Here is a 21,464-nt window from a genome sequence, read left to right on the forward strand (position 1 = left end):
TGCCATCCATCTGCTTTTAATCACAGGCTGGATGCTTGAACAGTAGTGTAGGGGCTCATGGGTTTGAGTAAACCCATTTTTTGGTCAGTTTGCTTTACTATTGGCGGATGGCCGAAACCGCTTTTCCGACCGACCCCGACGCCTGGCGGCAAACCCACCTGGGCCGCCTGCTGGGCCATGCGATGCGCCGCTTCGACGAGCGCGTGCTCGAACTCATGGCGCACGATATCGACGTGCCGCTGGCGCTGTCGAACCTCGCCGCGCGGGCCCAGGTGAGCGCCGCGCACATCCACATCACGCGGCACCTGGCGCGCGAGGGTTCGCGCCTGACCGAACTGGCCGAGCGCGCCGGCATGACCAAGCAGGCCATGGGCGCGCTGGTGGACCAGTGCGAGGCCTGGGGCCTGGTCACGCGCGGGCCCGACCCGCTCGACGCGCGGGCGCGGCGCGTGCTTTTCACCGCCGACGGGCTGGCGTGGCTCGACGCCTTCCGCAGCGCGGTGACGCAGGCCGAGCGCGAATTCCGCGCCAGCGTCGGCAACGACGTCGCCACCGTGGTAACCATCGGTCTGGAAGCCTACACAGGGGGCTAGACTCGGCTGGGAGAGACAAATGTGAACGGCGCCGGCGCGGCGCCCGAACCGGCCGGAGGTGGCTCATGCGGATTCTGATTGCCGAAGACGACCAGGTGCTGGCCGATGCCCTGCTGCGCAGCCTGCGCACTTCGGGCGCGGCGGTCGACCACGTGGCGAACGGCTCGCAGGCCGACACCGCGCTCATGACGCACAGCGAGTTCGACCTGCTGATTCTCGATCTCGGGCTGCCCAACCTGCATGGCATCGAGATTCTCAAGCGCCTGCGTGCGCGCGGCTCGCAACTGCCGGTGCTGGTGCTCACCGCGGCCGACAGCGTGGAAGAACGCGTCAAGGGCCTGGACCACGGCGCCGACGACTACATGGCCAAGCCCTTCAGCCTGCAGGAGCTCGAAGCGCGCGTGCGGGCGCTTACGCGGCGCGGCATGGGCGCCACCAGCAACACGATCAAGCACGGCCCGCTGGTGTACGACCAGGCCGGCCGGGTGGCGACCATCGACGGCAAGATGGTCGAGCTCTCGGCGCGCGAACTCGGCCTGCTCGAGGTGCTGCTGCAGCGCGCCGGCCGCCTGGTGAGCAAGGACCAACTGGTGGAGCGCCTGTGCGAATGGGGCGAGGAAGTGAGCCTCAACGCCATCGAGGTGTACATCCACCGCCTGCGCAAGAAGATCGAGAAGGGGCCGGTGCGCATCGCCACGGTTCGCGGCCTCGGCTACTGCCTCGAAAAAATCCAGCAATGACGTCCGGGCGTGCCCGGCGGCATCGGAGGCCGTAAGCCTTGAAACTGTTTCAGCGCGCGCAGCGCTCCCTGTTCGGCGAGATCCTCGATTGGATGCTCACGCCGCTGCTGCTGCTGGTGCCGGTGAGCATCGGCGTCACGTGGCTGGTGGCACAGGGCATTGCCAACGCGCCCTTCGACCGCGCGCTCGAATACAACGTGCAGACGCTGGCGCGGCTCGTCACGGTGCAACAGGGCCAGACGCAGTTCGTGCTGCCGCAGCCGGCGCGCGAGATCTTGCGCGCCGACGATGCCGACCGCGTTTATTACCAGGTGCTCGACAGCCACGGCAAGCTCCTGAGTGGCGAAGCCGACGTGCCGCACCCCAACACCGACGAGCCGCCGGACACGGGCGTGGTCCTGCTTCGCAACGGCGAGATGCGCGGCAAGCCGGTTCGCGTGGCCTCGCTCTGGCTGGCCGACGGCGGCGACGACTCGGCGCCCGCGCTGCTGCAGGTGGCCGAAACGCGCGAGAAGCAGTCGGTGCTGGCCACCGAAATCATCAAGGGCGTGCTGCTGCCGCAGTTCGCGATCCTGCCGCTCGCGGTGCTGCTGATCTGGCTGGCGCTGGTGCGCGGCATCAAGCCGCTGTCGGTGGTGGAGGCGCGCATCCGCGAGCGCCGGCCGGGCGACCTGAGCCCGCTCGACGAATCGTCGGTGCCGCTCGAAGTGGTGCCGCTGGTCTCGTCGGTCAACGAGCTGCTCGACAAGCTCAACGATTCGATCCACACGCAAAAGCGCTTTCTTGCCGATGCGGCGCACCAGCTCAAGACACCGCTCGCGGGCCTGCGCATGCAGGCCGACCTGGCGCAGCGCGAAGGCGCCAACGCCGACGAGCTCAAGCAGTCGCTCAAGCAGATCGGCCGCGCCAGCGTGCGCGCCACCCACACGGTGAACCAGCTGCTCTCGCTCGCGCGCGCCGAAAGCACCGGCGCCGGCACCGGCCGCCAGCCCTGCGACCTGGCGCGGCTCACCATCGAAGTGGTGCGCGAAGCCGTGCCGCGTGCCATCGAAAAGCGCATCGACCTCGGCTACGACGGCGCCGAAGCGGGCGCGCCGGGCGTGGTGCTCGAAGGCAACCCGACCTTGCTGAAGGAGCTGATACGCAACCTGGTCGACAACGCCATCAACTACACGCCGTCGACCCCCGAGCGGCCGGGCGTGATCACCGCGCGCGTGCTGGCGGACCCTTTCGGCCACGTGGTGCTGGTGCAGGTGGAAGACAACGGTCCGGGCATCGCGGAATCGGACCGCGAGCTGGTGTTCGAGCCGTTCTACCGCGTGCTCGGCAACGAGGCCGACGGTTCGGGGCTGGGCTTGCCGATCGTGCGGGAGATCGCCAACCAGCACCATGCCCAGGTGAAGCTCGAAGATGCACACCCGGGCCGGCAACCGCCGGGCGCGCGTTTCACTGTGCGCTTCGAGGGCGAAGAGCTTGTGCCCTGAGCCGCAAGGCGTTCAGGGCGCGGCGGTGGTGGTGCCGTTGCCGCTCTTGCCATCCTTGCGGATCTGGAGCCACTCCGGATGAACCTGGCGCGAGAGGCGCTGCGGCTCTCGCTCGGTGATGCCTGCCGGCACCAGCCCGAAGCCGGCCAGATCGCCGCGCGCCCACAGCCAGTAGCCCGCATTGGCGAGAAGAAGAACAATCAATACAAGACGCAGCTTCATCGCGGACCTTCAAAAGCCATGCCGCGTGGACGCACGCTGACTTCGTCGCTGGAGATCATCTGCAAGCCCTCGGCCGTGCGCACCTGCAGTTCGCCGCCCCAGGCCACGCCCTCGCACAGGCCGAAGCTGCCGTCGCTGAGCTGAACCTCGCGCCCGCGCAGCGCATCGCGCGCGGCAAAACGTTCGGCAAAGGGCGCGAAGCCTTGCGCCTCGAAGGTCTGCACGCTGCGCACCAGCGGCGCGGCCAGTTCGGCGAGCACGTCGGGCGCGGTGGCATCGGGGCGCCATTGGCGCAACCATGCCGGCGGCGTGCGCATGCCCTCCGCTTCGCGGGGGCCGATGTTGATGCCGATGCCGATCACCAGGTAGCGCGGAGGGGCCGGCACGTCGGCACGTCCAGCGTGCGGCATGGCGGTTTCGATCAGGATGCCGGCCAGCTTGCGGTCGTTCACCCACAGGTCGTTGGGCCACTTGAGCGCAACCTTCGCGTCGCCCGAGGGATCGAGGCTTTCCGCCACGCTGACGCCTACGGCCAGCGAAAGACCCGACCAATCGCGCGGCGCGAGCGGCAGGCCCAGCGAGAAGGTGAGGGAGGCGGCGGTCTTTTCTTCGCTCTGCTGCGCGCTCTGCCACGGCCGGCCGAGCCGGCCGCGCCCGGCGGTCTGGCGCTCGGCCACCAGCAGGACTGGCGGGGTGTGGCCGGCTCGCGCGCGGCGCATCAGCTCGGTGTTGGTCGAATCGATCTCGGCCACGGCCTCGACCGCAAAGCCGGGCAGCAGCGGCGCCACCGCCGCGGCGATCCGGTCTTCGAACCAGCCAGCCTGGGTGCTCATGCTCATTCAGCCCTTGTCGGCCTCGTCCTTCCTGGACTTCTTTTTTTCCGACTTCTTTTCAGCCTTTTTTTCGGCTTTTTTGTCCGCCTTTTTGGCTTCCTGCTTCTCGGCCTGTTTCGCGGCTTTTTTCTTTTCAGCCTTCTTCTTGGCCTTTTTCTTCTTTTTCTTTTCTTCTTCTTCGTCCTTGGGCGTCAGCAGCGTGCCGCGGCAATTCTCGGAGCCGCACCAGCACGGAAACTCGGACAGAAGCTTCGGCGTGTAGGGCTCGTCGATGATCAGGCCGTAGTCGTAGTTGAGCTCTTCTCCTGCAGCGATGTTGCGCAGCGCCTTGATATAAACGCGCCCATCGACCTCATCGGCCTCGCAATTCGGCTCGCACGAATGATTGATCCAGCGGGCGGCGTTGCCCTTGACGTTGCCGTCGATCACGCGCCCGTCGTCGATGTGGAAGTAGAAGGTGTGGTTCGGCTGGGCCGGGTCGTGCGGATGGCGGCGCAGCGCCTCTTTCCAGTTGATGACCTCGCCCTTGTATTCGATCAGCGTCTCGCCTTCGGCCAAGTTGTCCACGGCGAACACGCCGTTGCCGTGGACATCCGAACGCCGCATCTGAATGCGGCGGCCGGCGAATTGTGGGGATTTGGAAGGCATCGCCGAAGTCTGTTAGGTTGAATATGCACACATGCGCGTGTGCGCGTGCGCACACGCGGGAAGCCGCAGATTGTATGTGGCCCCCACGCTCTCGCACTGCGTGTCGTCGCTGCCCCCCGAAGGGGGCCGCAGGCCGCCTTGAGGCGGCTCGGCGCCGGCCTGGGAACTCTTTTAGGAATGTTGATGAAGACTTTGGTAATTGCAGAAAAGCCGTCGGTGGCACAGGACATCGTCCGCGCCCTCACGCCGGTGGCCGGCAAGTTCGACAAACACGACGAGCATTTCGAGAACGAAAGCTACGTCGTGACCAGCGCCGTCGGCCACCTGGTCGAAATCCAGGCGCCCGAGGAGTTCGACGTCAAGCGAGGCAAGTGGAGCTTCGCGAACCTGCCGGTGATTCCGCCCCACTTCGACCTGAAGCCGGTCGACAAGACAAAGACGCGCCTGAACGCCGTGGTCAAGCAGGCCAAGCGCAAGGACGTGACGCAGCTCATCAACGCCTGCGACGCGGGCCGCGAGGGTGAGCTGATCTTCCGCCTGATCGAGCAGTACGCGGGCGGCAAGACCGGCCTGAACAAGCCGGTGAAGCGCCTGTGGCTGCAGTCGATGACGCCGCAGGCCATTCGCGACGGCTTCGATGCGCTGCGCACCGAAAAGCAGATGCAGGGCCTGGCCGACGCCGCGCGTTCGCGCTCCGAGGCCGACTGGCTGGTGGGCATCAACGGCACGCGCGCCATGACGGCTTTCAATTCGCGCGACGGCGGCTTCTTCCTGACGACCGTGGGCCGCGTGCAGACGCCCACGCTCTCGGTGGTGGTCGAGCGCGAGGAAAAAATCCGCAAGTTCGTGAGCCGCGACTACTGGGAAATCCACGGCGTGTTCCAGGCCGAGGCCGGCCAGTACCCCGGCAAGTGGTTCGACGCCAACTTCAAGAAGCCGCCGCCGGGCCCCGACGGCACGGCCGACGCGGAGATTCGCGCCGACCGCGTGTGGAGCGAGCGCGAAGCGAGCGAAATCGCCGATGCGGCGCGCGGCAAGCCCGCCACGGTGACGGAGGAAAGCAAGCCCACCACCCAGGCCTCGCCGATGCTGTTCGACCTGACCTCACTGCAGCGCGAGGCCAACGGCCGCTTCGGTTTCTCGGCCAAGACCACGCTGGCGCTGGCGCAGAGCCTGTACGAACGCCACAAGGCGCTGACCTACCCGCGTACCGATTCGCGCGCACTGCCCGAGGACTACCTGCCGGTGGTGAAGGACACGATGAAGATGCTCGCCACCAGCGGCATGAAGCATCTCGCGCCCTTCGCTCAGCAGGCGGTCGACGGCAGCTACGTGAAGCCGAACAAGCGCATCTTCGACAACGCCAAGGTGTCGGACCACTTCGCCATCATTCCGACGCTGCAGGCGCCGAGCGGCCTCTCCGACGCCGAGCAGAAGCTCTACGACTTCGTGGTGCGCCGCTTCATGTCGGTATTCTTCCCGAGCGCCGAATTCCAGGTGACCACCCGCATCAGCACGGTGGAGGCCGGCGGCAAGAAGTACCCGTTCCGCAGCGACGGCAAGGTGCTGGTCAAGCCGGGCTGGCTCGCCATCTGGGGCAAGGAAGCCATCAACGACGACGACGAGAAGGACGGCAAGAACCTGGTGGTGGTGAAGCCCGGCGAAACGGTGAAGACCGAATCGGCCGACCTGAAGGCACTGAAGACCCGGCCGCCGGCGCGCTATTCGGAAGCCACGCTGCTGGGCGCCATGGAAGGCGCCGGCAAGACCATCGACGACGACGAGCTGCGCGAGGCCATGCAGGAAAAGGGCCTCGGCACGCCAGCCACGCGCGCCGCCACCATCGAAGGCCTGATCACCGAGAAATACATGCTGCGCGAAGGCCGCGAGCTCATCCCCACGGCCAAGGCCTTCCAGCTCATGACGCTCTTGCGCGGCCTCGGCGTGGAGGAACTCTCCAAGGCCGAACTCACGGGCGAATGGGAATACAAGCTCGCGCAAATGGAAAAGGGCGCGCTGAGCCGCGACGCCTTCATGCGCGAAATTGCCGAGATGACGCAGCACATCGTCAAGAAGGCCAAGGAATACGACCGCGACACCGTGCCCGGCGACTACGCCACGCTTGACACGCCCTGCCCCAACTGCGGCGGCGTAGTGAAGGAAAACTACCGCCGCTACAGCTGCACCGGCAAGCCGGGGCGGGAACCCTGCGGCTTCTCGTTCGGCAAGTCGCCGGCGGGGCGCACTTTCGAGGTGGCCGAGGCGGAAGTGCTCTTGCGCGACAAGCACATCGGCCCGCTGGAAGGCTTCCGCTCCAAGGCCGGCTGGCCCTTCACCTCCGAGATCGTCCTGAAGTTCGACGAGGAAGCGAAGAACTGGAAGCTGGAGTTCGACTTCGGCGACGACAAGAACGGCGACACCGGCGAAATCGTCGATTTCAGCGAGCAGGACACCGTGGGCCCGTGCCCGGTCTGCGGCGCGCCGGTGTTCGAGCACGGCAGCAACTACGTCTGCGAGAAGTCGGTGCCCACCAACGCACAACCGACGCCGACCTGCACCTTCAAGACCGGCAAGATCATCCTGCAGCAGCCAGTGGAGCGCGCGCAGATGGAAAAGCTGCTCGCCACCGGCAAGACCGACCTGCTCGACAAGTTCGTGAGCATGCGCACGCGCCGCGCCTTCAAGGCCTTCCTGACCTGGAACGCCGAAGAGGGCAAGGTGACCTTCGAGTTCGCGCCGCGCGAAGGCGGCAGCAAGTTCCCGCCGCGCAAGACCTTCGGCAAGGCAGCGCCGGCGGGCAAGACCGCCGCAGCCAAGAAAGTGGCGGCGAAGAAGACCCCCGCCGCCAAGAAGGCGCCGGCCGCGAAGAAAGCCGCCGCGCCGCGCAAACCCGGCGCGGGCCTGAAGCCGAGCGACTCGCTGGCCGCGGTGATCGGCGCCGAACCGGTGGCGCGCACCGAGGTCATCAAGAAGCTGTGGGACTACATCAAGGCCAACGGCTTGCAGGACGCGACCAACAAGCGCGCGATCAATGCCGACGCCAAGCTCAAGCCGGTGTTCGGCAAGGACCAGGTGACGATGTTCGAACTCGCGGGCATCGTGGGCAAGCACCTCTCGGCGCCATGACGGCGGGCCGCAGGCGTTTCAACAAGGGACTGGCTGCTGCCGGCGCGGCACTGCTGCTTGGCGGCGCGGCCGGCCTGGCGCAGGCCGCTGCGTGGCCCGACAGGCCCGTGAAGCTGGTGGTGCCCTTCCCGCCCGGGCAGGCCACCGACATCTTCGCGCGCGCCTTGGCCGAGCAGCTCGGCAAGCGGCTGGGCCAGCCAGTCATCGTGGACAACAAGGCCGGCGCCGGCAGCAACATAGGCACCGAGTTCGTGGTGCGCTCACCGGCAGACGGTTACACGCTGGTGGTGGCCGGCAGCGCCATGGCGGTGAACCAGACGCTCTACGCCAAGCCGAGCTTCGATCCGCGCAAGGACCTGGTGGGCATTTCGCTCATCGCCACGGTTCCGCTGGTGTTCCTTGCCACGCCAGAAAGCGGCATCCGCAGCATGGCCGACCTGGCCGCGCGCGCCAAGGCCGAGCCCGGCAGGCTGAGCTACGCGAGCGCCGGCATCGGCGGCACGCAGCATCTCTCGGGCGAGATGTTCAAATCGGCGGCGCGCGTCTTCATCACCCACATTCCGTACCGCGGCAGCGGGCCGGCGCAGGCGGATTTCCTGGGCAACCAGGTGCCGCTGATGGTCGATTCGGTGACGGCAGCGCTGCCGCACATCAAGTCGGGCAGGGCGATTGCGCTGGCGGTGACCTCGGCCCGGCGCTCCTCGCAATTGCCCGAGGTGCCCACCGTGCGCGAAAGCGGCGTGGCCGGCACCAAAGACTTCGAAGCCGTGGGCTGGCTCGGCCTGATGGCGCCGCGCGGCACGCCGCCCGAAATCACGGCGCGGCTGAACCAGGAAGTGACGGAAATCCTCAAGAGCGAGCAGATGGGGCGCTTCATTCGCGACCGGGGCTCCGAGCCCGCGCCCACCACGGGTGCCGAGTTCGACCGCTTCGTGGCGAACGAAATCCAGCGCTGGGGCGGCGCGGTGAAGGCATCGGGCGCCAAGCCCGAATAACCCGACCCATCGCGCGCCGGCGGCGGAGCTTCTCCGCGCCGGTCAGGGAAAGGCCGGGGCCTCGGGAGTCTGCGCGTTGCGATCGACCTCCGCCAGCAGCCAGCGGCGGAAGTGGTCGAGCGTGGCCAGCTGGCCGCGGCCCTCGGGGTAGCAGAACCAGTAGCCCTCGTTGCCGCGGTAGCCGCCGCCCGGCAGCGGCTCGTCCACCAACCCCGAAGCGATTTCGTCCTGCACCAGGCAGCGCGGCACCAGCGCCACGCCCATGCCCACCATCACGGCGCGGATCATGGTCTGGAACTGGTCGAACTGCGGGCCGGCCAGCGGATCGAGCCCGCGCACGCCGTGCGTTTCGCTCCATTGCAGCCACGATTGAGGCACGGTCACGTGGCGCAGCAAGGTGCAGCGCGCCACGTCCTGCGGCGTGCGAATGGCGACTTCGGCCTGGCCGGCACGCGGCGCGATGAGCGCCACGTCCTGCCCCGCCAGGTAGTGCGAACGAGCCCCGGGCCAGTGGCCGTCGCCGAACAGGATGGCGCAATCGAGCTCGGGCCGCTCGAAGTCGTAGCCATGCGTGTAGGGCACGAAATGCAGCGTGATCTGGGGATGGCGACGCTGGAAGTCGGGCAGGCGCGGAATGAGCCACTTGGCACCGAAGGTCGGCAGGGTGGACAGGTGCAGCGCGCCGCCGCCGTCGCCGCTGGTAATGAACTCCAGCGTGGCGGCCTCCAGCTGCGCGAGCACGGCACGCACGGATTTCTCGTAGCGCTCGCCCGCAGGCGTGAGCGCCAGCCGCTTGCGGCTGCGCTCGAAGAGCGGCACGCCGATCCAGCGCTCCAGCTCCTGAACCTGCTTGCTGACCGCGCCCTGCGTCAGGTGCAGCGCCTCGGCGGCGCGCGAGACGCCGCCGAAGCGCACCACGGTGGAAAAAGCGCGCAGCAGGTTCAGGGGCGGGTTGAGGCGGCGGAGCGACATGGCTGAAGCCCATTAAAACATTCCAGATCAGAATGTTAGCTGGTCTATCCTTTGCTTGAAGTGATGCAGCAACTTTTGCTTCATTACCCTCTGCCTCATTGGAACAGCCCCCATGCAACGTCGTCATCTTCTTTCCGCCCTGGCCGCCGTTTCTGTCGCTCCAGGAATATCTTTTGCCCAAGGCAAGCCGATCCGCATGATCGTGCCCTTCCCGCCCGGCGGCGCCACCGACATCACGGCGCGCGTGCTGTCGGAGCCGCTGGCCAGGATCCTCCAGCAGCCCGTGGTCATCGACAACCGCGCCGGTGCCGGCGGCTCGATCGGCATGGCCGAGGTGGCCCGCTCCGCGCCGGACGGCCTCGCCTTCGGCGTGGCCACGCTCTCTACCCACGGCGTGAATCCGGCCGTGTACCAGAAGCTGCCGTACGACCCGATCAAGGGCTTCGTGGCGGTGACCGAACTGGTGAAGGCGCCGGGCGTGGTCGTCATCAACCCGCGGGTGCTGCCGGTGAACAGCTTCGCGGAACTCGTGAAGTACCTGAAGGCGAACCCGGGCAAGGTGTCTTATGCGTCACCGGGCAACGGCACCATCGGCCACATGTGGGGCGAGCTCTTCAAGAGCAGCACCGGAACCTCGATGGTGCACATCCCCTATCGCGGTGCGGGCCCGGCCATCAACGACGTGCTCGCTGGCGAGGTGCCGGTGTATTTCGATCAGGTGGCTTCTTCGCTGCCGCACGTGAAGGCGGGCAAGCTGAAGGCACTGGCCGTGTCCTGGAGCAGCCGGCTCGACGTGCTGCCCGAAGTGCCGACGTATCGCGAACTCGGCTACCCGGCCAACAACGATCCGTCGTGGTTCGGGCTGGTGGCGCCCGCCGGCACGCCGGCCGACATCGCGCTGCGCATGCAGCAGGCCGTGGCCACCGCGCTGAAGGACAGCTCGGTGCGCGAACGCCTGGCGCTGCAGGGGCTCTATGCGTCGGGCACCACGCCCGCCGAGTTCGCCAAGCAGATCGACAGCGAGATCGAGAAGATGAAGAAAGTCGCGGCCTTTGCCCGCATCCGATTGGATTGACCCCGGCCGCCTATGCATCCTGTCCTGAAACTGATCCAAACCCGCGCCCAGGTGACGAGCGTCGCCGGGCACACGCCGCTGGTGCTCGATTCGCCGCACAGCGGCACCGTCTACCCCGAGGATTTCCGGCCCGTGTGCGACATCGCCACGCTGCGCCGGGCCGAGGACACGCACGTCGAGAAGCTCTATGCCTTCGCGCCCGCCATGGGCGCAGCGTGGATCGAGGCGCACTTTCCGCGCAGCTACCTGGACGCCAACCGCGACACCACCGAGCTCGACACCGCGCTGCTCGACGGCCCCTGGACCGAGCCGCTTTCGGACGACCCGCGCGTGCTTTCCAAGGTGCGGCTCGGCAAGGGCTTGGTCTGGAAGCTCACCGACGAGGGCCTGCCGATCTACGACCGGCTGCTCACCGTGGACGAGGTGCGCGGGCGCATCGACAGCTGCTGGCGGCCATACCACGCCGCGGTGGCCCAGGCCATCGATGACGCGCACGCGCGTCACGGCTACAGCATCCACATCAACTGCCACTCGATGCCGGCGATTGCGGGCAGCCATGCCACGGACTTTCCGGGCCTTGCGCATGCGGACTTCGTGATCGGCGACCGTGACGGCAGTACGGCCGATCCGGCGCTGTCGAAAAAAATCTGCGAACACCTGCGCGAGCAGGGCTACAGCGTGGACTACAACCATCCGTACAAGGGCGTGGAGCTGGTGCGCCGCCACGGCAGGCCGGCGGAGAACCGGCACAGCATCCAGATCGAGATCAACCGCAAGCTCTACATGGACGAGGCCACCCTGGCGCTCGACGAAGCGGGCGCAGCGCGGCTGCAGGAGCACCTGAGGTCGCTGGTCGAGATGCTGCTGGCCACCGATCCGCGCTGATCAACAACCCTGCCGGCGGCAGGTGTGTTGCTGCAGGGCCGGAAAAGCCCCGGCCTATAGTGACCGCAAGTCTCACCATTGCCTGGAGTTTTCCGTGAAGCCATTCATTGCAGTTGTTCTTGCCATTGCAATAGGCGCCTTGGCGGCGGGCTGCGCCGGCACGGGGTCGGCAAGCAGCAACAGCGACCGCGCCACTTCGTCGTCCGGCAGCGGCGTCACGGTGTTCGGCACCATCGACGCCGGCGTCAGCGGCAGCACGAACCGTTCCGAACGGCGCTAGTAGCGCCAGCCGGCCGGTTGCGTCAGCGCCGCAGCAGCGCCTGGCGCAGCACCCGCGCTGCACGGTCACGGATCCGGCCGGGCCCGGCGTCCGGCGCGGCGGTGCGGGGCGCCACCTTCGCGGTGGCGCAGGCCCACAGAAAGTCGTGCAGGATGGGCGTGTCGTCCACGGTTTCGGTGCTGCCGTACTTATGGAACTCGGGGTGCCACTGCGTGGCGGCGATGTAGCTGCGGCCCTTGTCGGAGCGGCGCCGTATGGCCTCGGGCACGCGATCGGGCAGGCTCCAGGCCTCGATTTCGAAACCCGGCGCGAGGTCTTTCACGCCCTGGTGATGAATGCTGTTGACCTTGGCGGTCTTCACCTCGGGGTAAAGCTTGGCCAGGCGCGTGCCCTCCACGAGCTCGATCTGGTGAAAATTCTGGTCGTAGGTCACCGGGTCGCGGTGCCGGACGGTTTCGGGGTGATGGTGCTGCGCCTCGATGTCCTGGTACAGCGTGCCGCCGAACGCAACGTTGATCAGCTGCAGCCCGCGGCACACGCCGAAGATGGGCTTGCCGGCCTGTTCGAAGGCCTCGACCAATGCCAGGTCGTACAGGTCGCGAATGCGGTCGCCGACCCATGCATCCTTGAGCGGCACCTCGCCGTAGCTGCCGGGCCACACGTCGGCGCCACCGTGCATCACGACGCCGTCGAGCCATTCGGCGTAATGCGAGAGCTTGGTGTCGCCGCGCGCGGTTTCGCCCGTGGGGCAGGGCACCATCACCACCATGGCGCCGGCCGACATGAGCCAGTGCGCGATCGACTGTTCGACGTATTGCAGCGTCTTGTTGGTGAACAGCGAGCGCGCCGGGTCTGCGTGGGAAAAGCAGGCAGACAAGCCGATTTTCAGCCGGGCGGAGACGGGTTGTGGCATCGCGGGACTGGCAGGACGTGCTGTGCGAAAAGGAAAGTCCATTGTGGCGCTTTGGCCTCTCGCACGGGGTCGGACGACACGCCAAGTATGCTTTCAACGCCGCCACGACCAAGAAGGAAGACAAGCCATGAAAACGATCAAGGGCCCGGCCATATTTCTGGCCCAGTTCGCAGGAGACGAAGCCCCGTTCAACTCGCTCGACGCCATTGCCGGCTGGGCCGCCGGCCTGGGCTACAAGGGCGTGCAGATCCCGAGTTGGGACGCGCGCCTGTTCGACCTCAAGAAAGCCGCCGAGAGCAAGACCTACTGCGACGAGGTCAAGGGCACGCTCGCAAAGCACGGGCTCGAGATCACCGAACTGTCGACCCATCTGCAAGGCCAGCTGGTCGCGGTGCATCCGGCCTACGACGCAGGCTTCGACGGTTTTGCGGCGCCCGAGGTGCGCGGCGACCCGGTGCGGCGCCAGCATTGGGCCGTGGAGCAGCTGCATTTCGCGGCGAAGGCCTCGGCCAACCTCGGGCTCACGGCGCACGCGACCTTCTCGGGCGCCTTGGCGTGGCCGTATCTCTACTCATGGCCGCCGCGCCCGCCGGGACTCATCGAGGAAGCCTTCGACGAGCTCGCGCGGCGCTGGCGCCCGATCCTCGATGCGTTCGACGCGGCGGGCGTGGACGTGGGCTATGAAATTCATCCGGGCGAAGACCTGCACGACGGGGTGAGCTACGAGATGTTCCTGGAGCGCGTGAACAACCATCCGCGCGCCTGCCTGCTGTACGACCCGAGCCATTTCATGCTGCAGCAGCTCGATTACCTGGCGTACATCGACCACTACCACGAGCGCATCAAGATCTTTCACGTGAAGGACGCCGAGTTCAACCCGACCGGCAAGCAGGGCGTGTACGGCGGCTTCCAGAGCTGGATCAACCGCGCGGGCCGCTTCCGCTCGCTGGGTGACGGGCAGGTGAACTTCAAGGCCATCTTCTCGAAGATGGCGCAATACGACTTTCCGGGGTGGGCGGTGCTGGAATGGGAGTGCTGCATCAAGCACCCCGAAGACGGCGCACGCGAGGGCGCGGCCTTCATTGCCGACCACATCATTCGCGTGGCCGAGCGGGCGTTCGACGATTTTGCGGCGGGCGGCGTCGACGTCGCCGCCAACAAGCGGATGCTAGGAATCGGCTGAGGCGCCCTTCAGCTATATTTTTGATAGCGTCAAACAGCTGGCCGGCGGGTGTTTGGCGCCGATTTCACCAATGCGTTGTTTTTAAGACAAGCAACTGTCATGCCCTGCGCGCTATAATGTCGGGTTCGTTTCGATACCACGACGAAGCACTTCGTCACTCCGCCGGCTGACCTGCACCGTCCCTTGGATTTTTCAGGCCTCTCATTTTCAAGCCGGCTTCACAGTGTGTTGGAGCGCCAGACCGGGCGCCCATGATTGCCACCACTGCCTTCGTTCTTGTTGAAGCGAATAGCGCGTCCGCCGCGCCATTCCGGCCGGCCCACGCCCGTTTTCAATTATTTTTTCGGCATTTTGCGCACACTTTTCGCGCAGGGTGCCAAGGCTTCATGGACATCATTCAACACAGTATCGCGGTGGGCAAGTATCTTGTTTCCCCGCTCATTCGCCACCAGGACGATGGCAACTTCGCCGCGTCCGTCTCGATCCGCTCCGGTCGCGGCAGCGGCATGCACGACCGCGTGATGCGTTTCACGCCGCGCTTTGCCAGCCACGCCGCCGCGGTGCGCTATGCCGTCGACGAGGGCCTTTGCTGGGTGCGCGAAAGCAGCAGCCCGCGTAGCACTGCCCTGCTCGCGCTTTCGTGCGCAGGCTGAAACAATTACGCCCATTTTCATATCCAACACACATCGAACGAGAATTCAGAGGTAATCACACATGCCCAAGGAAGAACTGATCGAAATGAACGGCGCAGTGACCGAAGTCCTGCCCGACTCGCGCTACCGCGTGACGCTCGACAACGGCCATCAGCTGATCGCCTACAGCGGCGGCAAGATGCGCAAGCACCACATCCGCATCCTGGCGGGTGACAAGGTGTCGCTCGAACTCTCGCCTTACGACCTGACCAAGGGCCGTATCACCTTCCGTCACCTGGAGCGTCGCGGCCCGCCGCCGACCAACTCCGGCAACAACAACGCACCTCGCCGCTGATCTGCGACTGACGAAGGGCCTTGGCAAGCGCCCCGCGACGGGCGCTTGGCAAGGCCTTTGTTTTTGTTGCGGTCTTCCGGCTGTCGAACGATGACCACACCCAATCCAACAGCCGGCGACTCCCAGGTCGACAACGGCTTTGCCACGCTGGCGCTCTCGCCCCAGATGCTGGCCAACCTCACCCAGCTCGGCTACACGCAGATGACGGCGATCCAGGCCGCCGCGCTGCCGCCGGCGCTGCTCGGCAAGGACCTGATCGCCCAGGCCAAGACCGGCAGCGGCAAGACCGCCGCCTTTGCCCTCGCGCTGCTCTCCAACCTGAACCCGCGCCGCTTCGCCATCCAGGCGATGGTGCTGTGCCCCACGCGCGAGCTGGCCGACCAGGTCACGACCGAAATCCGCCGCCTGGCGCGCGCAGAAGAAAACATCAAGGTGGTCACGCTCTGCGGCGGCGTTGCGCTGCGCGGGCAGATTGCCAGCCTGGAGCACGGCGCGCACATCGTGGTGGGCACGCCGGGCCGGATCATGGACCACCTGGAGCGCGAGAACCTGAACCTCGAGGCGCTCAACACGCTGGTGCTCGACGAAGCCGACCGCATGCTCGACATGGGGTTTTTCGACGACATCGTGAAGGTGGCGCGCCAGTGCCCGAAAGAGCGCCAGACGCTGCTGTTCTCGGCCACCTACCCCGAAGGCATTGCCAAGCTCGCGCAGCAGTTCATGAAGAGCCCGCAGCAGATCACGGTGCAGGCGCAGCATGAAGGCAGCAAGATCCGCCAGCGCTGGTACCAGGTGAAGGAAAGCGAACGGCTGCACGCCGTAAGCCTGCTGCTCGACCATTTCCGCCCCGTGAGCACGCTGGCCTTCTGCAACACCAAGCAGCAGTGCCGCGACCTCGTCGAGGTGCTGCAAGCCCAGGGCTTCAGCGCGCTGGCCTTGTTCGGCGAGCTGGAGCAGCGCGAGCGCGACCAGGTGCTGGTGCAGTTTGCCAACCGCAGCTGTTCGGTGCTGGTGGCGACCGACGTGGCGGCCCGCGGGCTCGACATCTCGCACCTCGAAGCCGTGATCAACGTCGAAGTGACGCCCGATTCCGAAATTCACATCCACCGCGTCGGCCGCACCGGTCGCGTGGGCCAGCAAGGCGGCGCCGAAGGCCTCGCCCTGAACCTGGCCAGCATGGACGAGATGGGCAGCGTCGGCAAGATCGAACAGCTGCAAGGCCGCGAATCCGAATGGCACGACCTGGCCGAGCTCACGCCCGCCCAGGGCGCGCCGCTCACACCGCCGATGGCCACGCTGCAGATCGTGGGCGGGCGCAAGGAAAAGATCCGCGCCGGCGACGTGCTGGGCGCGCTGACCGGCGACTGCGGCTATGCCAAGGAGCAGGTTGGCAAGATCAACGTCAACGAGTACTCGACCTATGTTGCGGTGGACCGTAGCATTGCCGAAGAAGCCGCACGCAAGCTCGACAACGGCCGCGTGAAAGGCAAGAGCGTCAGGGTGCGCCTGCTGACACCGCAGTCCACCTGACATCCCTCCCATGGCCCCTCGTTTCGGCGCTCGGCAGATGAAATCTGCCGATGTGGCCTAATCGGGGGTCGAACATCCTTTTTATCCGAGCTTTCCATGCCCAAGAAAATCCGTACCGAAGCCGACCGTCTTGCCAGCCCGAAGCCGACCCCCATGCCCGGCTACACCGCGCCTCGCACCGGTGGCGGCCAGAAGGTCAGCCTCGAGCGCGGCACCGCCACGCGCAGCAAGAAGAACCCGGGCAAGCGCCCGACCAAGGGCGGCTGATCCAGCCTCCGCGGCTCTTTCTTCGGAGCCACGACGAACGCGCCCCCGGGCGCGTTTTGTCATTGGGCCCGCTACAAACAAGGCCGCCATGTCCGACGACAACCAGATCTACATCCCGCCCTCGTTCTTCGCGGTCTACAGCGACGCGCGCCAGCGCCTGCGCGAGCCGATCGACGTGGTGCGCGCGCGCTACGAGATCTGCGAAGACCTCGCCGGTCACCTCGTGGGCCATGCGCAGATCCAGCACCACACCGAGGTGCCGGTCGAGAGCGAGATCCTGCGGCGCATCCACGCGGGGCTGGCCACGCCCGAATCCGGCGTGTCGGCGGCCGAGGCCGGGTGGATCGTTCAGCGGCTGGCCGAACTGCTGGGCTGGCCCGGACCGGAACCGTTGCCGGCCGAGAACTGAGGCGCGGCGCGCTTCAGCAGGCTCAAATAGCCGGACTGCACCTCCATGCGCGCGGTTGCGCCTCGTCGCTGCAACAGCCGGTGCGCCTTCGGCAGGCTCCAACAGGGCAGGCTGGTGAACATGTGGTGCTCGCAGTGGTAGTTGACCCAGTAGGGCGCCACCAGCGCACGTTCCAGCCAGCCGGCATGCGTGGTGCGCGCCTGGCGCAGCGGATCGGCTTCGTTCTGCGCCACCAGTGCATGCTCGGCGATGTTGCGCACGCGGCTCACGAGCGGCAGCCAGGTGGCCATGGGCAGCAGCCACATCAGGAGCCAGGCCCACCAAACGCCGGCCAGCGCGAAGGCCAGAAAGCCCAACCCGTTGCCAATCAGGAAGCGCCGGTCTTTCGACAGCTCGCGCCCGAAAGCCTTCAGCGCCGATTCACCCGGCGCACGATTTCGGATGCCTTCGGCGACATGGCCGAAGCGCTGCTTGTAAAACGTCTGACCGCTCAGGTCGCGCACGACTTTGCGCCACATCGATTCACGCGTGATCGGAAAGGGCGCCGAAAGCACGAGGTCCGGGTCTTCGGTCTGCTGCACGAAGCGGTGGTGCTGCAGGTGATAGGGGCGGTAGTCGCGCAGCGTGTACGAGCACAGCCAGTACGCCACCCAATCGTTGACCTTGCGGTTGCTGTGCAGGCCTGCGTGCGCCGCATCGTGCATGAGGATGAAGAGCCCCAGCTGCCGCGCGCCGACGATCGGCACCATGAGCGGAATGGTCCACGGCCACACAATGCCCGCGAGCATCGCGGCGCCGATGACGCCCCAGCAGTGCGCCACCAGCCAGAGGCCCTTCCATGACGAACGGCTGGTGAGCGATTGCCACTCTTCGGTGCTGAAGAAGTCCTCGGGTTGGGCGCGGGGTGCGACGGCCATCGGGCCAGTATGCGCCGTTGGCCGCGGCAGATCACGCGTAGTTCCCCGGTGCGGCGGACGAGGCCCTTTGGCCTATTTGTCGATGATCTTGCGGGCAAAAAGCTCGAGGTAATCCATCAGTCGCTCGGCACCCGCGACCGCCGCTGCTTCGTTGCCCGTCGCGATGCCCTGCGCCAGTTCCAGGTGGGCATTTGCGCCCTCGACGATCTCGCCTTCGTGCTGGTACGCGTACCAGAAGCGCCGGCACTGCACGATCGGAGGAATCACCGCCTTCACGGCCGAGTCGTTGTGGCTGGCCTGGTGGTTGACGAGATCAAGCGCATGGTCGGCACGCATGTAGCCGGTGAGGTCACCGCGGCCCGCGGCCTCGACCATCTCCTCGGCGCAGCGCACGATTTCCTTGCGCTGCAGCGCGGTCGCGCGGCGCGCCGAGCAGGCCGCAATCAGCCGCTCGAGCACGCGCCGGGTCTGGATCACGTCGAGGTGGTCGGCGAGGTCGATGGCCGACACCAGGAGCCCGCGGCGCGGTTGCTGCACGATGAGGCCGATCGACACCATGCGCATCAGCGCCTCGCGCACGGGCGTGCGGCCAAGGCCGGTGCGCTCGGCCAGGTCGGCTTCGACGACCTGGCTGCCGGGCTCCAGCTGCATGGTGGAGAGCAGCGTCTCGATCGCGTCATAGGCGAGGTCGGCAGCCCGGCGCTTGGGCTGGGGGCGGGGCACGGTCTTCGGAGGGGCCATGGTTTTTTTCTGCTGCTGCTTCGGCTTCATTGTCGGTCCACATCATCATGAGCCGCGAGGCCGGCCAGGGTTGCAATGCGCGCCGGCGAAAGCGGCGGCCGGGGTACGGGCGGCGTCCAGCCGAACAGGAACTGTGCCGCATCGCCACACACGCGGCCCTGGCAGGCGCCCATGCCGCAGCGGCGATGGAGCTTGGCGTCGGTCCAGCCGCTGCATCCGGTGAGCGCGGAAAGCGGCACGTCTTCGCAGCGGCACACGAGCGTGTCGGACTGCGGCATCTGCCGGAGGCCGGGGGCCAGCGCAAAGCTGCGGTGCAACTGCGCGGCAAAGGCATTCCAGCGGGCACGCTCGCGTTCGTGCTGCCCTGCGGCGCGTTCGTTGCCGACTGCTGCGTGGCCGGCGATGGTGCCCTGCACCAGGGCGCGTTCGCTGCCGCCGAAGCCGGTACATTCGCCGGCGGCGTAAATGTCGGGCAGGCTGGTGGCTTGCAGCGCATCTACCGCCAGCGCCTGCGCACCGGCATCGGCGGACGTGAGGGCGCAGCCCAGCAACCGGCCGAGCTGCGTGTTGGGCGTGAGGCCGAAGCCGCAGGCCACACGCTCGCATTCGATTTCCATTTCGCGGCTGCCTTGGCGGAGCCGGACCGATTCGACGTGCGCGTCGCCCTGAACGGAGACGATGCGCGACGAGGTGCGGTACTGCGCATCGCTCAGCGTCAGCGCCTGAACAGCCTTGCCCGGCCAGCGCAGCAGGTTGGCGGCAAAACCCGCAACCGCCGCGAACGCGGCCTGCTCGGCGACGCGCACGACCTTCGCACCCGCTGCGCGTGCCGTGGCTGCGGCCGCGAGCAACAGAGGCCCGCTGCCCGCGATCACGATGCGTTCGCCCTCGACCGGGAGACCGGCCTTGATGAGCGCCTGCAGGCCGCCGGCGCCGGTCACGCCGGGCAATGTCCAACCCGGGAAGGGCAGCAGCAACTCGCGTGCACCGGTGCAAAGAATCAGTTTCTTCCACCGCATGCGCCAGCCGCGATCGGCGTCTTCGAGCAGCAGTTCGCTCTGCGAGGGCGCCGCGACGACGCGCGTGCCACTGCATACGCGGATGTTGGCGTGGCGTTCGAGTGCTTCGCGCCACTTGCGCGCGGCCGGCGGCAGTGCTGCGCCGGGGCCATCGCGCCAGATCTGCCCGCCGGGCGCGGGGTTGTCGTCGATGACGACGATGGACGCGCCGCTGGGTGCGGCCGCCACCGCCGCGGCCATGCCCGCAGGGCCCGCGCCGACGATCAACAGATCGCAGTGTTCCAGCGGCATGGCGCTCACTCCGCGGTCTCCACTTGCATGCCTTCAGCGCACAGCGTCTGGCACGCGAGCATGCGCCGCCCGTCGACCCGCACGCGGCATTCCTGGCACACGCCCATGCCGCAGAACGGTCCGCGCGGCTGGCCCGTGACGGAGATGCGCGCCACGCCCATGCCGCCGTTCACGTGTAGCGCCGCGGCGACCGAGCTGCCCGTTTTCACGCGGACCGGACGGCCGTCGATGTGCAGCAGGGTAGTGCCGCTCATGCTGGCTCCAGCAGGCCGCGCGGCGCATAGGGCGCCGCGTCGAATTCGGGATCACCGCCGGTCATCAGCGCCGCGAGCAGGTGTGCGCTGCCCGGCGCGGTGGTCACGCCCAGGCCTTCGTGGCCGACGGCGAGCCAGAGCTTTTCGCGCCAGGGGTGCTTGCCCAGCAGCGGCAGACCGTCGGGCGTCGCGGCGCGCATGCCGGTCCAGGAGCGGACCGCGGTGAGGTCCGCGAGCGCCGGCAGGTAGTCGAGCGCGCGCTGCAGCATGCGCGCGAGCATCGGCGCTTCGACGGCCGGATCGGTGGTGTCGAACTGCCGCGAGGAACCGATCAGCAATTGCCCCGTGGGCCGCGGCTGCACGTTGAACGCGACCGAGTCGCCGTCGCTGTGGTGCGCGCTGGTGACGTAGCCGAGCTCGACGAGCTGGTGGTGCACGGTGCCGGGATAGCGGTCGGTGATCAGCAGATGGCCCTTCTTGGGGCGGATCGGGAGTTCGGGACACAGGGTCGTAGCCTCGATGCCGTTCGCGAGCACGATCTGCGGCGCGGTGCGACGGTTGCCGCCAGCAAGCCGCAGCGTGCCGTCGCTTTCAATCTCATCGACCTTCGCATGTTCGACGCGGACCGAATCTCCGCCCTGCGCGAGCAGCCAGCGCGCTGCATTCGACGCATAGAGAATGCCGTCGCCCGGCACTTCGAGCGCACCTGCGAGGCCCTTGCGCAAGGCCGGCTCGGCGTGCGCCAACGCGGCGGCGTCGAGCAACCGGCATTCGATGCCGTGCGCGCGCAGCCGCTGCTGCTTGCGCTCGGCCTCGGCCATTTCTTCTTCGTTCGCGGCAACCCAGAACGTGCCGCAGGCACTGTATGCGCAGTCTTCGCTCATGCGCGGCGCCAGGGCGCGCCATTGCGCCGTCGAATGGCGGCTCAATGCAAGTTCGGCCGGGTTGTCGTCCATCACCACGAGATGCCCCATGCCGGCGCCGGTGGCCCCGCCGATGCGTGCGTCGAGCACCAGCACCCGGCGGCCAGCCAGCGCCAGCGCGTGCGCGCAGGCGGCCCCGACGATGCCGGCGCCGATGACGATGACGTCTGCGTCCAT

The 21,464-nt window shown here is 67.2% G+C and carries 24 protein-coding genes; 14 read left to right on the forward strand and 10 right to left on the reverse strand.

What is annotated here, in order from left to right; genetic code table 11:
* The first annotated feature begins 107 nt into the window (after positions 1 to 107).
* The 3 genes from ABIC94_RS01480 (at position 108) to ABIC94_RS01490 (ending at position 2,817) form a co-directional block, all read left to right on the forward strand.
* Positions 108 to 593: a MarR family winged helix-turn-helix transcriptional regulator gene (locus ABIC94_RS01480; protein WP_354370803.1), complete on the forward strand. Its 486-nt coding sequence runs from the start codon at positions 108 to 110 to the stop codon at positions 591 to 593.
* A 65-nt stretch (positions 594 to 658) separates the two neighbouring features.
* Positions 659 to 1,333: a response regulator transcription factor gene (locus tag ABIC94_RS01485; RefSeq protein WP_354370805.1), complete on the forward strand. Its 675-nt coding sequence runs from the start codon at positions 659 to 661 to the stop codon at positions 1,331 to 1,333.
* A 38-nt stretch (positions 1,334 to 1,371) separates the two neighbouring features.
* Positions 1,372 to 2,817 carry a sensor histidine kinase gene (locus ABIC94_RS01490; protein WP_354370806.1) on the forward strand — a complete coding sequence of 482 codons (1,446 nt, stop codon included), beginning with the start codon at positions 1,372 to 1,374 and terminating at the stop codon, positions 2,815 to 2,817.
* A gap of 12 nt (positions 2,818 to 2,829) precedes the next feature.
* Here the strand turns inward: ABIC94_RS01490 and ABIC94_RS01495 are convergent, their stop codons facing one another.
* The 3 genes from ABIC94_RS01495 to ABIC94_RS01505 are packed head-to-tail and all read right to left on the reverse strand — an operon-like array spanning position 2,830 to position 4,520.
* Entirely contained in the window at positions 2,830 to 3,039 is a 210-nt protein-coding gene (locus ABIC94_RS01495) for a sporulation protein (protein WP_354370807.1), read from the reverse strand.
* Complete coding sequence (locus ABIC94_RS01500) at positions 3,036 to 3,878, reverse strand: biotin--[acetyl-CoA-carboxylase] ligase (RefSeq protein WP_354370808.1); 843 nt, start codon at positions 3,876 to 3,878, stop codon at positions 3,036 to 3,038. Before ABIC94_RS01500 ends, ABIC94_RS01495 begins: the two co-directional genes overlap by 4 nt.
* The gene (locus tag ABIC94_RS01505; RefSeq protein WP_354370809.1) at positions 3,879 to 4,520 is read right to left on the reverse strand and encodes an SET domain-containing protein; all 642 of its coding nucleotides are present in this window, start codon (positions 4,518 to 4,520) and stop codon (positions 3,879 to 3,881) included.
* 183 nt (positions 4,521 to 4,703) lie between these two features.
* Between ABIC94_RS01505 and ABIC94_RS01510 the strand changes: the two genes are divergently transcribed.
* Entirely contained in the window at positions 4,704 to 7,646 is a 2,943-nt protein-coding gene (locus tag ABIC94_RS01510; protein WP_354370810.1) for a DNA topoisomerase III, read from the forward strand.
* Positions 7,643 to 8,641, forward strand: coding sequence for a tripartite tricarboxylate transporter substrate binding protein (locus tag ABIC94_RS01515; RefSeq protein ID WP_354370812.1), 999 nt, complete (start codon positions 7,643 to 7,645; stop codon positions 8,639 to 8,641). The genes ABIC94_RS01510 and ABIC94_RS01515 overlap by 4 nt, the downstream gene beginning before the upstream one ends.
* Before the next feature lie 42 nt (positions 8,642 to 8,683).
* Here ABIC94_RS01515 and ABIC94_RS01520 read toward each other — a convergent pair whose 3' ends face one another.
* Complete coding sequence (locus tag ABIC94_RS01520; protein ID WP_354370813.1) at positions 8,684 to 9,613, reverse strand: LysR substrate-binding domain-containing protein; 930 nt, start codon at positions 9,611 to 9,613, stop codon at positions 8,684 to 8,686.
* A gap of 112 nt (positions 9,614 to 9,725) precedes the next feature.
* Here ABIC94_RS01520 and ABIC94_RS01525 point away from each other — a divergent pair, with 112 nt between their 5' ends.
* The 3 genes from ABIC94_RS01525 (at position 9,726) to ABIC94_RS01535 (ending at position 11,853) form a co-directional block, all read left to right on the forward strand.
* Complete coding sequence (locus ABIC94_RS01525) at positions 9,726 to 10,688, forward strand: tripartite tricarboxylate transporter substrate binding protein BugE (RefSeq protein ID WP_354370814.1); 963 nt, start codon at positions 9,726 to 9,728, stop codon at positions 10,686 to 10,688.
* 12 nt (positions 10,689 to 10,700) lie between these two features.
* Positions 10,701 to 11,573: an N-formylglutamate amidohydrolase gene (locus ABIC94_RS01530; protein WP_354370815.1), complete on the forward strand. Its 873-nt coding sequence runs from the start codon at positions 10,701 to 10,703 to the stop codon at positions 11,571 to 11,573.
* 94 nt (positions 11,574 to 11,667) lie between these two features.
* Positions 11,668 to 11,853, forward strand: coding sequence for a hypothetical protein (locus ABIC94_RS01535; protein ID WP_354370816.1), 186 nt, complete (start codon positions 11,668 to 11,670; stop codon positions 11,851 to 11,853).
* Positions 11,854 to 11,875: 22 nt separating this feature from the next.
* Here the strand turns inward: ABIC94_RS01535 and ABIC94_RS01540 are convergent, their stop codons facing one another.
* Complete coding sequence (locus ABIC94_RS01540; protein ID WP_354370817.1) at positions 11,876 to 12,766, reverse strand: gamma-glutamyl-gamma-aminobutyrate hydrolase family protein; 891 nt, start codon at positions 12,764 to 12,766, stop codon at positions 11,876 to 11,878.
* A 127-nt stretch (positions 12,767 to 12,893) separates the two neighbouring features.
* Here ABIC94_RS01540 and ABIC94_RS01545 point away from each other — a divergent pair, with 127 nt between their 5' ends.
* From ABIC94_RS01545 to ABIC94_RS01570, 6 genes are all read left to right on the forward strand, one after another.
* Entirely contained in the window at positions 12,894 to 13,949 is a 1,056-nt protein-coding gene (locus tag ABIC94_RS01545; protein ID WP_354370818.1) for a sugar phosphate isomerase/epimerase family protein, read from the forward strand.
* Between the two features lie 386 nt (positions 13,950 to 14,335).
* Complete coding sequence (locus ABIC94_RS01550; RefSeq protein WP_354371411.1) at positions 14,336 to 14,602, forward strand: hypothetical protein; 267 nt, start codon at positions 14,336 to 14,338, stop codon at positions 14,600 to 14,602.
* Positions 14,603 to 14,663: 61 nt separating this feature from the next.
* Positions 14,664 to 14,936, forward strand: coding sequence for a translation initiation factor IF-1 (gene infA, locus ABIC94_RS01555; protein ID WP_015867950.1), 273 nt, complete (start codon positions 14,664 to 14,666; stop codon positions 14,934 to 14,936).
* Between the two features lie 90 nt (positions 14,937 to 15,026).
* Complete coding sequence (gene dbpA, locus ABIC94_RS01560) at positions 15,027 to 16,466, forward strand: ATP-dependent RNA helicase DbpA (protein ID WP_354370819.1); 1,440 nt, start codon at positions 15,027 to 15,029, stop codon at positions 16,464 to 16,466.
* 96 nt (positions 16,467 to 16,562) lie between these two features.
* Positions 16,563 to 16,733, forward strand: a complete 171-nt coding sequence (locus tag ABIC94_RS01565) for a hypothetical protein (protein WP_180288607.1) — start codon at positions 16,563 to 16,565, stop codon at positions 16,731 to 16,733.
* Positions 16,734 to 16,821: 88 nt separating this feature from the next.
* On the forward strand, positions 16,822 to 17,142 hold the full coding sequence (locus ABIC94_RS01570; protein ID WP_354370820.1) for a hypothetical protein: 321 nt from the start codon (positions 16,822 to 16,824) through the stop codon (positions 17,140 to 17,142).
* Here the strand turns inward: ABIC94_RS01570 and ABIC94_RS01575 are convergent.
* From ABIC94_RS01575 to ABIC94_RS01595, 5 genes are all read right to left on the reverse strand, one after another.
* Entirely contained in the window at positions 17,082 to 18,059 is a 978-nt protein-coding gene (locus tag ABIC94_RS01575; protein ID WP_354370821.1) for a fatty acid desaturase family protein, read from the reverse strand. The genes ABIC94_RS01570 and ABIC94_RS01575 overlap by 61 nt on opposite strands.
* Positions 18,060 to 18,131: 72 nt before the next feature.
* A complete protein-coding gene (locus ABIC94_RS01580) occupies positions 18,132 to 18,830 on the reverse strand; it encodes a GntR family transcriptional regulator (RefSeq protein ID WP_436317910.1) in 699 nt (232 codons plus the stop codon).
* Positions 18,827 to 20,110 (reverse strand): FAD/NAD(P)-binding oxidoreductase, encoded by a 1,284-nt coding sequence (locus ABIC94_RS01585; protein WP_354370824.1) that lies wholly within the window; start codon positions 20,108 to 20,110, stop codon positions 18,827 to 18,829. The genes ABIC94_RS01580 and ABIC94_RS01585 overlap by 4 nt, the downstream gene beginning before the upstream one ends.
* Positions 20,111 to 20,115: 5 nt before the next feature.
* Entirely contained in the window at positions 20,116 to 20,364 is a 249-nt protein-coding gene (locus ABIC94_RS01590) for a (2Fe-2S)-binding protein (protein WP_354370826.1), read from the reverse strand.
* Positions 20,361 to 21,464 (reverse strand): NAD(P)/FAD-dependent oxidoreductase, encoded by a 1,104-nt coding sequence (locus tag ABIC94_RS01595; RefSeq protein WP_354370828.1) that lies wholly within the window; start codon positions 21,462 to 21,464, stop codon positions 20,361 to 20,363. The genes ABIC94_RS01590 and ABIC94_RS01595 overlap by 4 nt, the downstream gene beginning before the upstream one ends.

The organism is Variovorax paradoxus (genome assembly GCF_040544635.1).
GTDB classification, from domain to species: Bacteria; Pseudomonadota; Gammaproteobacteria; order Burkholderiales; family Burkholderiaceae_C; genus Variovorax; species Variovorax paradoxus_R.